The sequence below is a fragment of the uncultured Bacteroides sp. genome (assembly GCF_958445495.1).
Lineage (GTDB): Bacteria > Bacteroidota > Bacteroidia > Bacteroidales > Bacteroidaceae > Bacteroides.
Window position 1 is genome coordinate 92,131 of sequence record NZ_CAUCSQ010000014.1, and the last position, 11,651, is coordinate 103,781.

Annotated in this window: 9 protein-coding genes; 4 read left to right on the forward strand and 5 right to left on the reverse strand. The window is 45.1% G+C overall.

What is annotated here, in order from left to right; translation table 11 throughout:
- Positions 1-163 precede the first annotated feature (163 nt).
- From dinB to Q5076_RS07005, 3 genes are all read left to right on the forward strand, one after another.
- The gene (gene dinB, locus Q5076_RS06995; protein ID WP_303011977.1) at positions 164-1,255 is read left to right on the forward strand and encodes a DNA polymerase IV; all 1,092 of its coding nucleotides are present in this window, start codon (positions 164-166) and stop codon (positions 1,253-1,255) included.
- Positions 1,256-1,411: 156 nt separating this feature from the next.
- On the forward strand, positions 1,412-3,346 hold the full coding sequence (locus Q5076_RS07000) for a heparinase II/III family protein (RefSeq protein WP_303011979.1): 1,935 nt from the start codon (positions 1,412-1,414) through the stop codon (positions 3,344-3,346).
- A 47-nt stretch (positions 3,347-3,393) separates the two neighbouring features.
- On the forward strand, positions 3,394-4,095 hold the full coding sequence (locus Q5076_RS07005; protein WP_303011980.1) for a DUF4627 domain-containing protein: 702 nt from the start codon (positions 3,394-3,396) through the stop codon (positions 4,093-4,095).
- A 112-nt stretch (positions 4,096-4,207) separates the two neighbouring features.
- On the opposite strand, the gene Q5076_RS07010 is transcribed toward Q5076_RS07005, so the two are convergent.
- Positions 4,208-5,386, reverse strand: coding sequence for a C1 family peptidase (locus tag Q5076_RS07010; RefSeq protein ID WP_303011982.1), 1,179 nt, complete (start codon positions 5,384-5,386; stop codon positions 4,208-4,210).
- A 98-nt stretch (positions 5,387-5,484) separates the two neighbouring features.
- A complete protein-coding gene (locus tag Q5076_RS07015) occupies positions 5,485-5,622 on the reverse strand; it encodes a hypothetical protein (protein ID WP_303011983.1) in 138 nt (45 codons plus the stop codon).
- Positions 5,623-5,916: 294 nt separating this feature from the next.
- Between Q5076_RS07015 and Q5076_RS07020 the strand changes: the two genes are divergently transcribed.
- Positions 5,917-8,697: a transglutaminase domain-containing protein gene (locus Q5076_RS07020; RefSeq protein WP_303011985.1), complete on the forward strand. Its 2,781-nt coding sequence runs from the start codon at positions 5,917-5,919 to the stop codon at positions 8,695-8,697.
- Here Q5076_RS07020 and Q5076_RS07025 read toward each other — a convergent pair.
- From Q5076_RS07025 to Q5076_RS07035, 3 genes are all read right to left on the reverse strand, one after another.
- Positions 8,692-9,450 carry a copper homeostasis protein CutC gene (locus Q5076_RS07025; RefSeq protein WP_303011987.1) on the reverse strand — a complete coding sequence of 253 codons (759 nt, stop codon included), beginning with the start codon at positions 9,448-9,450 and terminating at the stop codon, positions 8,692-8,694. The genes Q5076_RS07020 and Q5076_RS07025 overlap by 6 nt on opposite strands.
- 191 nt (positions 9,451-9,641) lie before the next feature.
- A complete protein-coding gene (gene rny, locus Q5076_RS07030) occupies positions 9,642-11,177 on the reverse strand; it encodes a ribonuclease Y (RefSeq protein ID WP_303011988.1) in 1,536 nt (511 codons plus the stop codon).
- A 116-nt stretch (positions 11,178-11,293) separates the two neighbouring features.
- The gene (locus Q5076_RS07035) at positions 11,294-11,584 is read right to left on the reverse strand and encodes a cell division protein ZapA (RefSeq protein WP_303011989.1); all 291 of its coding nucleotides are present in this window, start codon (positions 11,582-11,584) and stop codon (positions 11,294-11,296) included.
- Positions 11,585-11,651 lie beyond the last annotated feature (67 nt).

An 11,651-nucleotide genomic window follows, 5' to 3' on the forward strand; every position in this document is an offset into this window, starting at 1 on the left:
ATCGAGTCTTCCGTTGGGGGCGGGCATGAGTAAATGAACTTCCTGTTTCTGGTTTTGCGGTTGTTTTCCTGGTTGCCGGATTCTCTTTTTTATTACCGTATCTATCGGTTTTATTAGATTATCCCGGCTAATTTGCGTAAGTTTGCTATGGTAATCAGGTAACATGGCTCAAAGAAAGATTATACATATCGATATGGACGCTTTCTATGCTTCTGTGGAACAGCGTGATAATCCCGAACTTCGTGGTAAACCGTTGGCTGTCGGCCATGCCGAAGAACGGGGAGTTGTAGCTGCTGCCAGTTATGAGGCCCGGCGTTATGGGGTTCGTTCCGCCATGTCTTCGCAAAAAGCGAAACGGCTTTGTCCCCAATTGGTTTTTGTACGGGGCAGGATGGATGTTTATAAATCCGTTTCCCGGCAGATTCATGAGATATTTCACGAATATACGGATATGATTGAACCTCTTTCGCTGGATGAGGCCTTTCTGGATGTGACGGATAATAAGAAAGGAATTTCTTTGGCGGTAGATATAGCGAAAGAAATAAAGATGAAGATTCGTGAACGGCTGGGGCTGGTGGCATCGGCGGGGGTATCTTATAATAAATTTTTGGCGAAGATAGCTTCCGATTATCGGAAACCGGACGGGCTTTGTACGATTCATCCGGAACAGGCGCTCGATTTCATCGCCCGGCTTCCTGTCGAATCGTTCTGGGGAGTAGGGCCTGTTACGGCGAAGAGAATGCATTTGCTTGGAATCCATAACGGCCTTCAATTGCGGAAATGTTCGTTGGAGACATTGACCGCGCATTTCGGAAAGGTGGGCATGCTTTATTACGAATGTGCGAGAGGAATTGACGAGCGTCCTGTTGAGGCGGTACGTATCCGTAAGTCTATCGGATGTGAACGTACATTGGAACAGGATATTTCTACCCGTTCGGCTGTTATCATCGAACTTTACCATGTAGCGGCGGAGTTGGCAGAACGGTTGCAACAGAAAGATTTTAAAGGGAATACGCTGACTCTGAAAATCAAATTCCATGATTTCAGCCAGATTACCCGAAGTATGACCCGGTTTCAGGAGTTGACGACTCTGGAACGAATTTTGCCGCTTGCCAAGGAGCTGTTGAAAAGCGTGGAATATGAACGGCATCCGATTCGGCTTATCGGGCTTTCCGTGTCTAATCCGAAGGAGGAGGTTGATGAGCGGCACGGAGTGTGGGAACAGTTGAGTTTCGAATTCAGTGACTGGGAGTGAATGAGGGGGGCTGCGTGTCGAAAACCGGGTGGAAAATAGGCTTTTATAAATGCCGGCAGGAAAATCTGTACTTTTTTGTCATTAGGTTCGTATGATTTGCCCACCTTCTTTTAAGACGGATGCGCTATCTTTGCCCTACTTAAATGAATAAATACCATGAATCGAATGAAACATTTACTTTGTGTTCTTTTTGCGGTGGCTTTGGGGAACTTTTCTTTCAAGGCCAATGCTTATACGGAACGTAATATGTTGCAAAAAGCAGCAGACGAAGCTACCCTGAAAAATGTATTGGTGATGAAACAGGCTTGGGTTCCTTATCCGGCTTATACGGACCGTGCGGCTTGGGACTCGTTGATGGGACCGAATAAACAGCGTCTTATCGAAGCCGGTGAGAAACTTCTCGATTATAAATGGCAGTTGATTCCTGCCACTGCTTATCTGGAATATGAACGCAGCGGAAACCGCAAGGTGATGGAAGTGCCTTTTGACGCTAACCGCCGGGCATTGAATACGTTGATGCTCGCAGAGCTTGCAGAGGGAAAAGGACGTTTTATCGACCAGTTGCTGAACGGGGCTTATATGAGTTGTGAGATGAATTCATGGGTCTTATCCGCACATTTGCCCCGTCAGAGCAGTAAACGTTCGCTTCCCGACTTCCGCGAACAGATAATCGACCTTGGTTCGGGCGGTTATGGGGCTCTGATGGCATGGGTACATTATTTTTTCCGCAAGCCTTTTGACAAAATCAATCCTGTCGTGTCCCTGCAAATGCGTAAGGCCATAAAGGAACGTATCCTTGACCCTTACATGAATGATGATGAGATGTGGTGGATGGCTTTCAACTGGCAGCCGGGCGAGATAATCAATAACTGGAATCCGTGGTGTAACTCTAATGTTTTGCAGTGTTTCCTCCTGATGGAGAATAATAAGGATAAACTGGCTAAAGCTGTTTACCGTTCGATGAAATCGGTAGATAAGTTTATCAATTTTGTGAAGTCTGACGGTGCTTGTGAAGAAGGTACTTCTTATTGGGGACATGCCGCCGGTAAACTTTATGACTACCTTCAAATCCTTTCCGACGGCACAGCAGGCAAGATATCCCTGTTTCAGGAACCGATGATTCGGCGGATGGGTGAATATATGTCGCGTTCTTATGTGGGCAACCGCTGGGTTGTGAATTTTGCCGATGCATCCGCACAGGGCGGAGGCGACCCTTTATTGATTTACCGTTTCGGCAAAGCCGTGAATAGTGATGAAATGATGCATTTTGCCGCATATTTGCTGGACGGTAAGAAACCTTATGTCACGATGGGTAATGATGCTTTCCGTTCGCTTCAATCACTGCTTTGTTGCAGTGAGCTTGTCAAGGTAACTCCTCAACACGATATGCCGGACGTGACTTGGTATCCGGAAACCGAGTTCTGCTATATGAAAAATAAAAACGGCATGTTCGTGGCTGCCAAAGGCGGGTTCAACAATGAAAGCCATAATCATAATGACGTCGGTACGTTTTCCTTGTATGTAAATACGATTCCGGTGTTTATTGATGCGGGTGTGGGGACTTATACTAAAAAGACATTCGGCAAAGACCGTTATACCATCTGGACGATGCAGAGCAATTACCATAATCTGCCGATGATTAACGGAGTGCCTCAAAAGTTCGGTCAGAACTACAAGGCGACCCATACTGCTTGTAACGAGAAAAAGCGTGTTTTCTCAGCCGATATTGCTGCTGCCTATCCGGCGGAAGCTAAAGTCAAGAGTTGGGTCCGTTCATATAAGCTCGATGACCGTAAACTGACTGTTAATGATGATTATGTGTTGGACGAGGCGCTGGAACCGAATCAGTTGAACTTCCTGACTTGGGGGGATGTCACCTTTCCGTCGCCGGGCAAGATACGAATCGAGGTGAAAGGACAAAAAGTAGAGATGACTTATCCTTCCCAGTTTAAAGCCGGATTGGAGACTATTTCATTGGACGACCCGCGGCTTTCTAATGTTTGGGGGAAAGAAATCTATCGCATCACACTAAAGACAGAAGAAAAGAAAGCGGCTGGAAAATATGAATTTGTCATTCAACAAGTAAAATAAGATTGAAAAGTAAATATATAAGGTATTAACATTTAAATTGCAGTAAGATGAGAAAAGTATTATTTGTCAGCCTTTTGGCTATTGTGGGAATGAGCGTAAACGCCCAGAACCTGATTAAAAATGAGAAATTTGCTACTGAAGTAAAGACTAAAGTGACTAATCCCAATAAGGCTACTGCAGGGGAATGGTTTATTATGAACAATGAAGCGGACGGAGCGACTTCCATTACTTGGAAACAAACGGGGGATGCCAAATATCCGAATGCGATGATGATAGATAATTCGGGAGCTGCCAAAAATATCTCTTGGTATAAGGCGTTTTTGGGGCAACGTATTACCGATGGACTGGAGAAAGGAATCTATGTTCTTACTTTTTATGCAAAAGCAAAAGAAGCAGGTACTCCGGTGGGCGTTTATATCAAGCAGACAAGTGAAGAAAAAGGAGAGAACGGTAAATATAATACAACTTTCTTCATGCGCAGGGACTATGATGCGGATGCACAGCCGAATGCTTCGGGAGCACAGTATAACTTTAAAATTAAGGATGCCGACAAATGGACGAAGGTAGTGGTTTATTATGATATGGGACAGGTGGTAAATTCCATCAGCAGCAAAAAAGCCAATGCAAACCAGGAAGTGTCTGACACGGATGATGATGCGGCTATCCTGAAAGATTGCTATGTGGCTATCCTCGCTCAGGGTAAAGGCGGCGTTGTGGAAATCAGTGACGTGACATTGAAAAAGAAATAAAGAAGTGTAGAAAGAAAAAGGGTTTAATATTAGGTTAATAAGAAAGACGGGGTGATAAAGTAGGGATACTTTTCCACTCCGTCTCTTTTATCTTTATAGACGTCGGGACGGCTTATCCGATTCCGAGTTTCTCTTTTAATTTTTCCGGCAGGGAATCCTTGTGTACCATGATACAGATTGTTTTGGCGCGTACATAACTTTCAGACATATTCAGGTAACCTCCGCATTTGTTGCTTTCCGCTCCCCATGAATTTTTGGTTATATAATATTTCGTGCCGTTCCGGTCTTTTGCTATGCCGGTGATGTGCATTAGATGGTCGTCGGTGGTAACGAACTTTTCATAGCCTTCCTGGCGTATCTCCGGTGTTACGTCGATTTCGGGGTAGGGATGTTCGAATTTGAAGACTTCTTCCAAACGTTGGTATTCCGGCATTTTCTCAAACCGTGCGCGGTCGGTGCTCGAGTAGTCTTTTATATCTTCCACTTGCGGGTTAATGGCAATGCCGTTTTTGAAAGAAAAGCCTTGTTCGCTGACATCTCCGTCCCAACAGACGGTGTATCCCTTGTTTAATGCACAGTCGATGGCTTCAATCAATTCGTCTAACGGAAGGTTATACATTGGCTGGTTTTCCCAGTTGTCCGGCACTTCGGGAGAAAATGCCTCATAATATGGTTTGTGGGTGAAACTTGTCAGCTCGATGTAGTCATCCATATTCAGTCCCAGGCTTTCGGCAAATGACAGTGGCGTGTATTCTGTTCCTTTGTATGTAAATCTTTCCGGTAACTTGCCTAAGTAAACATCGAACAAGTTATCAATCAGCAAGTTGAATTGCGGAGTACGTTTTTTAGAGGCGATATTCGCATCTGTCAAGGTTTTGAAATAGTATGACAACTCCCTGTGATTATGTTCTTTATTGTCTCCTGTCAGGCCGGGATATGCTTCTTCCGGCACAATCCCTACTTGTTTATAAGCGTTTTTGAAAGTGTGCGCCAGGCTTCCTTCTCCGACATTTCCTTTTCCGCGACGCAGGAAATTATCTTCCATCTGGTTCATGTATTTTTTGCGGACGATAAACATTTCCGATAAGTCATACTCTCCTTTTCCCATACGGAGCAGTTCCGACTCCATGAAGGAAGCAGTGGCAAAAGCCCAGCAAGTGCCGCTGGAAGCCTGGTCTTTGACAGGAGTGGCCTGGTGGGATACAACGGTTGTGAATTCATAACCGGGTGTTTGTGCGAAAGAGGTTGCAGTTAACGCGAACAGTGCAACCGACAGGAGTAATTTTTTCATAATATAGTGTGTTTTCTTACCTTTAAACATACAAAAGTATAAAAAAAGCGAGGATACTCGAAAGTTCCCCGCTTTTTTAATATAATTAGTGTGTTTATTTACATGGCAATCTGCTGTGACAGCAGTTTTTGAAGTTTACCGTTCAAGGTTTGGCACATTGCGCCGTTTCCCATTGCTTGATAGCGTTTAATACGGTACTGTAACATCATAATTTTTTCATTTGCATTCTTTTTCATAATTTGTTTCCTCTTTTTTTGCCCTCCACGTTTTGAAGAGCGGTTTTACATCTCATTTTCTTTATTAACACTGCAAAGGTACGAAATGTTTTTGAATTATATGCTGTAAAACATAAAAACATTCTTTTTCTTTTGATTTTTCTTTTTATGAGGAGTTTCGGGTGAGGCTCATATTACAAACCTACTACATACATTCACAAGGACTTATATCCTTTTTTTGAAAAAAAGTTGTAATTTTGTGAATGTACCTTTTAAAGGACATAAAAAACGGTCACATATTTATTTTATTAAGCTATGAATAAGAATACACACATCCGTCTGTTGTTTATCCCGATTCTGTCGGTTGTATTGTTGGCTTGCGGTGAGTCTCATTTTCTGAAAGAGGAGACTTACCGGAACCGGGTGATTCAGGATTTTGAGCAGAAGCGGCAAGCGCTTCCTCATGGAGATTTATTCGCAATCTTTTCAGATGCGACTTTGACTGTAGCTGAACGTGAGGCGTTGATGTTTTTATATGCTTATATGCCTATAGGGGATATTACGGATTATTCCGGTGAGTATTATCTGGAAAATCTCCGTCTTTCCGGACAGGTCCGCAGGGAAATGCCTTGGGGCAAAGAGGTGACCGATGAACTGTTCAGGCATTTTGTCTTGCCTATCCGTGTGAACAACGAGAATTTGGATGATTCTCGGAGTGTGTTTTATGAAGAGTTGAGGGAGCGTGTGAAGGGGCTTTCGATGAAGGATGCGATTCTGGAAGTAAATCATTGGTGTCATGAGAAAGTGGCGTATCGTCCGAGCGATGCCCGGACCAGCTCGCCTTTAGCTACGGTGAAGACCGCTTACGGACGTTGCGGTGAAGAGTCTACTTTTACGGTGGCTGCACTTCGTTCCGTCGGAATTCCTGCACGCCAGGTTTATACTCCCCGTTGGGCGCATACCGATGATAACCATGCTTGGGTAGAGGCTTGGGCGGACGGTAAGTGGTATTTTCTCGGCGCTTGCGAACCGGAGCCGGTTTTGAATCTGGGATGGTTCAATGCTCCTGCCAGTCGTGGAATGTTAATGCATACAAAGGTATTCGGACGTTATGACGGGCCGGAGGAAGTGATGCTTGAAACTCCCAATTATACGGAGATTAATGTAACGGAGAATTATGCTCCGACAGCGAAAGCGACTGTCTTGGTAACTGATGCGGACGGTCGGCCTGTTTCCGGGGCAAAGGTGGATTTTAAAGTCTATAATTATGCGGAGTTTTATACGGTAGCTTCCAAATACGCCGGTACCGACGGCCGGGTATCGTTGACTGCCGGAAAAGGAGACATGTTGGTATGGGCTTCTGACCGGGGAATGTTTGGCTTTTCCAAGTTGTCGTTTGGTAAGCAAACGGAGCTGACATTAGTTCTCGATAAAAGAGAAGGAGATGTTTTTGAAACGGATATTGATATAGTGCCCCCGGTTGAGAATGCCGATTTGCCGGGCGTGACGCCGGAACAACGGGCGGAAAACGATTGTAGGTTGGCACAGGAGGATTCGCTCCGTAATGTTTATATTGCTACTTTTCCGACTGCAGGACAGATTGATTCTGTGATATCCGGTTTAAAAGAGAAAGTTTCCCCGTGTGTCAGGAAAGTTCTGCACTCGTTCATTACGGATTCCCGCGGGAACCACAAGGTGTTGGTCCGTTTTATTCAGGAAGCTGACCGGCAAAGGAAACTCATGAAAGGGATTGCTCTGCTCCGGATGCTTTCAGAGAAAGATCGCCGTGATGTCAGTTATGAAGTGCTGGAAGACCATTTTCTGCATACGAGAGATGTCTCCGATGATTTATACGATTGCGCTTTGTCGGCATGTGCGACCTGTACCGACGTTTGTCCGGCGGAAGTGAAGGATATTCTCAATCCGCGTATCGGTACGGAAATGCTGACCCCGTACAGAGCCTTTTTCCAGTCGAAATTTACGGAAGCACAAGCCGATTCTTTCCGTATTCATCCTCAATTGCTGGTGGAATGGGTAAGTAACCACATTGCGGTTGATGAAAAAAATAATTCCCAACGCATTCCGGTTTCCCCGGAAGGGGTCTGGCGTTCGCGGGTTGCGGATTCTTATTCACGGAATGTCTTTTTTGTGGCGTTGGCACGTAGCATGGATATTCCTGCCCGTATGAGAGATACCGACGGATGTGTAGGATATGTGCTTTTTTCAGACCGGAAACGTGTTCCGGCAGGTGAGTTTGTGAAAGCGGACTTTGATAAGAAAGAGAGTGTACGGGCTTATGAAGGATTTTACCGTCTGTATGATGGAAAAGAACCGATAGCCTGCGGTGACGACAGGGCTAAATACTACAATAAATTTACCATTTCCAGAATTGTTGACGGAAGGCCTGAATTGATAAGTTTTGATGAAAATAATCCGGACGAAAGAGTTTCCGGCATATTGGATGCAGGATATTATTTATTGGTTACCGGTACGAGGCTGGCCGACGGCAGTGTGCTGTCGAGGATTTCTTCTTTTGTATTGCCGGCGTGTACGTTGCCTTCAGGCAAAGTGGGATTCGAGCCGACGAAAGTTCCCTATCATTTGCGGGAATCGGGGGAAAAAGTAGCCGTAATCGGTAACTTCAATTCCGAATCCCTTTTCACACCGGTGAAAGGAACGGGAGAAAAAACGGAACTTCTGTCTGAACAAAGTTTGTTACAGGCATGTGGCCGCGGATATTTTGTGGTCGGGATTCTCGGTCCGGGACAGGAACCTACCAATCATGCTTTGCGTGATATTGCCGTTTTTAAATCCGAACTGGAGAAATGGGGAAGGAAGCTCGTGTTGCTTTTCCCGGATGAGGCCCGGTATAGAAGATTCCTTCCTTCCGAATTTCCCGAATTGCCTTCTACGGTGATTTATGGCATAGATACCGGCGGCATTTGCAAACAAATCATAGAGGGCATGAAATTGAAACATCAAGATAGTTTGCCGGTATTTGTCATTGCCGATACATTCAACCGGGTCGTTTTTGTTTCACAAGGATATACTATCGGTTTGGGAGAACAATTGATGAAAACCGTTCGAGGATTATAAAGTTCTGCCTGAGACCGCTTGAATCGTATCCCTGACTCTTTGTGCGGTAGTTACGTCTCGTGCGTATTCGTCGATATGTACGGTACCGCCCATAGATATTGATTCATTCCTGTAAATCATTCCGCTCTTGATGCTTTCCCTGGCGGAGAAGTGGAATTCATGTATCTTTGTCTCCTGGGCGATTCGGTTAATGTTCTTTTCGTTAACTCCGCAACCGGCCAGCAGGATAATTCTTCCTGCTGCCTGTTCTTGTAACTTTCTGAGCAGGGGAATACCTGATTCGGCTGTGGGTTGTTGCCCGGAAGTAAGAATACGGTTACATCCCAGTTGGATGATTTGTTCCAATGCCTGTTCCGGGTTACGGCAAACATCGAAAGCCCTGTGAAAAGTTACGGACAACCCTTGTGAGGCTTTCATTAATTCTTGCATGATGGCGAGGTCAATTTCTCCACCGGCAGTCAGGCAACCGAATACGACTCCGTCAGCTCCCAGTTGTTTTGCCATTTCTATGTCTTTCAACATCGTCTTGACTTCAATGGGAGAATAGAGAAAATCTCCGCTTCGGGGGCGGATTATGACATGTAGACGGGTTGTTTTGAGTATCTCGCGTGCCGTAATGATTTCCCCGTAAGAAGGGGTTGTTCCGCCTTCCGGGATGCCGGCGCATAATTCTACCCGGTCTGCTCCGCCGTTCTGTGCAGCCAGGCAGCTTTCTACGGAATTGGCACAAACTTCGAATTGGAATTTATTCATTGTTAACGGGAATTTGGTGGAATGAAAGTTACACCGACTCTTACAGGAAACGTTGTTGCCCGGACACGGTTATCAACATTCGCTTTGTATTTGCAGAAATCTGCGTAATCAGTGTTTTTAAACGGTTGGCTATTAAAAAAAGGGCGAAATAATTCGCCCTTTTCCGTATTGGATATTTTGGTATTCCGGTTTTATTTAGCGAAACTGACCGCGCGTGTTTCACGGATAACGGTAATCTTCACTTGTCCCGGATAGGTCATCTCATCTTGGATTTTCTTAGCGATTTCGCCGGACAGGCTTTCCGTTTGTTTGTCGTCAATCTTGTCAGCACCTACGATTACGCGAAGTTCGCGTCCTGCCTGGATGGCATAAGTCTTGGTTACGCCCGGATAGGACATTGCTAGTTGTTCAAGATCATTCAGGCGTTTGATGTAAGCTTCCACGATTTCGCGGCGTGCACCCGGACGTGCGCCGGAAATGGCGTCGCAAACTTGTACGATAGGAGCCAGCAGGCTAGTCATTTCCGTTTCGTCATGATGAGCGCCGATGGCATTGCAGATATCCGGTTTTTCTTTATATTTCTCGGCTAGTTTCATACCCAGTAAAGCATGGGGCAATTCCGGTTCTTCATCGGGTACTTTACCGATATCGTGCAATAATCCGGCACGTTTTGCCTTTTTAGGATTCAGTCCCAGTTCCGATGCCATTACCGCACAGAGGTTGGCGGTTTCCCGTGCATGCTGCAATAAATTCTGACCGTAAGAGGAACGGTATTTCATTTTACCGATAATGCGAATCAGTTCGGGATGCAGTCCGTGAATACCGAGGTCGATGGTCGTCCGCTTACCGGTTTCTATAATTTCTTCTTCTACCTGTTTGCGTACCTTGGCTACCACTTCTTCGATACGGGCAGGATGGATACGGCCGTCGGTAACGAGCTGATGTAATGCCAGACGGGCAATTTCACGGCGAACCGGGTCGAAAGCGGAGAGGACAATCGCTTCCGGTGTGTCGTCTACGACAATCTCCACGCCGGTCGCAGCTTCCAGAGCACGGATATTGCGTCCTTCGCGTCCGATGATGCGTCCTTTAATCTCGTCCGATTCGATGTGGAACACCGTCACGGAGTTTTCGATAGCGGTTTCCGTAGCTACCCGCTGGATAGACTGGATTACAATCCGTTTTGCTTCTTTGCTGGCAGTCAGCTTCGCATCGTCCATGATATCGTTGATATATGACTGTGCCTGTGTCTTGGCTTCTTCCTTCAACGATTCTACCAGGCGTTCTTTGGCTTCTTCCGCAGATAAACCGGAAATAGCTTCCAATTTCTCGATTTCCTGTTGTTGCAACCTGTCTAACTCTTCTTTTTTCTTATCGACGATGACAAGTTGCGCTTCCAGGTTCTCCTTGACAGCTTCGGCTTCCATCTTCTTGCGTTGGATTTCTTCCTGACGCTGGCCGAGCACCATTTCACGTTGTTTCAGTTTGTTTTCCGCCTGTTGAATCTTTTGATTCCGTAAAGCTACTTCTTTTTCGAGGTCTGCTTTCTTGTTCAGGAACTTCTCCTTCACTTCCAGCAGTTTGTTTTTCTTAATTACTTCCGCTTCTGTCTCCGCTTCTTTCAGGACATTGTCGTATTTGGATTTCAACACATACCGGAACAGGATGTATGAAAGTATCCCTCCTACGATGAAGCAAGCAATTGCTGTTGCTATTATTGCTATCATTTTACATTATAATTTAAGTATATAAATAAAAACGCACCGCCAAATATCTAAGCAAACTTCTTGCTCGGATATTGTGCAGTGCGTGGTTGTTTTTTCTTTTATCAGTGAATGACCGGCTATTTCTCTTTGAAATAATTGTCCAGTAATTCTGTCAGTTCTTTTACCTTCTCCGCATACGGACCGGTATCATTACGTTGCATCAATTGCAGTTTCTCTAATGAAAACTGATAAGCTACCATGGCGATAATCTTTTCCGGTTCCACACTTTTGTATGCTTCCCGGTATTTATTAAGCCTGATGTTTACCTGTTTGGCAGCTTCCCGCACCATTTCTTCTTCCTCACGGTTGATAGTTAACGGATAGTTTGAATCTGCTATCTGCAGGTTTATTTTTATTTTATCGTTCATACATCTTCTTCCTATTCATTCAACAAAGCGATGCATTTATCGACTTCACGCACTAATTTTGACAATC

Bases quoted from the DNA above. Each gene is read 5' to 3' on its own strand.
- Q5076_RS07025 (WP_303011987.1), bottom strand. From the start codon at position 9,450: ATGAATAAATTCCAATTCGAAGTTTGTGCCAATTCCGTAGAAAGCTGC.
- Q5076_RS07010 (WP_303011982.1), bottom strand. From the start codon at position 5,386: ATGAAAAAATTACTCCTGTCGGTTGCACTGTTCGCGTTAACTGCAACC.
- Q5076_RS07000 (WP_303011979.1), top strand. From the start codon at position 1,412: ATGAATCGAATGAAACATTTACTTTGTGTTCTTTTTGCGGTGGCTTTG.
- Q5076_RS07005 (WP_303011980.1), top strand. From the start codon at position 3,394: ATGAGAAAAGTATTATTTGTCAGCCTTTTGGCTATTGTGGGAATGAGC.
- Q5076_RS07015 (WP_303011983.1), bottom strand. From the start codon at position 5,622: ATGAAAAAGAATGCAAATGAAAAAATTATGATGTTACAGTACCGTATT.
- Q5076_RS07035 (WP_303011989.1), bottom strand. From the start codon at position 11,584: ATGAACGATAAAATAAAAATAAACCTGCAGATAGCAGATTCAAACTAT.
- dinB (WP_303011977.1), top strand. From the start codon at position 164: ATGGCTCAAAGAAAGATTATACATATCGATATGGACGCTTTCTATGCT.
- Q5076_RS07020 (WP_303011985.1), top strand. From the start codon at position 5,917: ATGAATAAGAATACACACATCCGTCTGTTGTTTATCCCGATTCTGTCG.
- rny (WP_303011988.1), bottom strand. From the start codon at position 11,177: ATGATAGCAATAATAGCAACAGCAATTGCTTGCTTCATCGTAGGAGGG.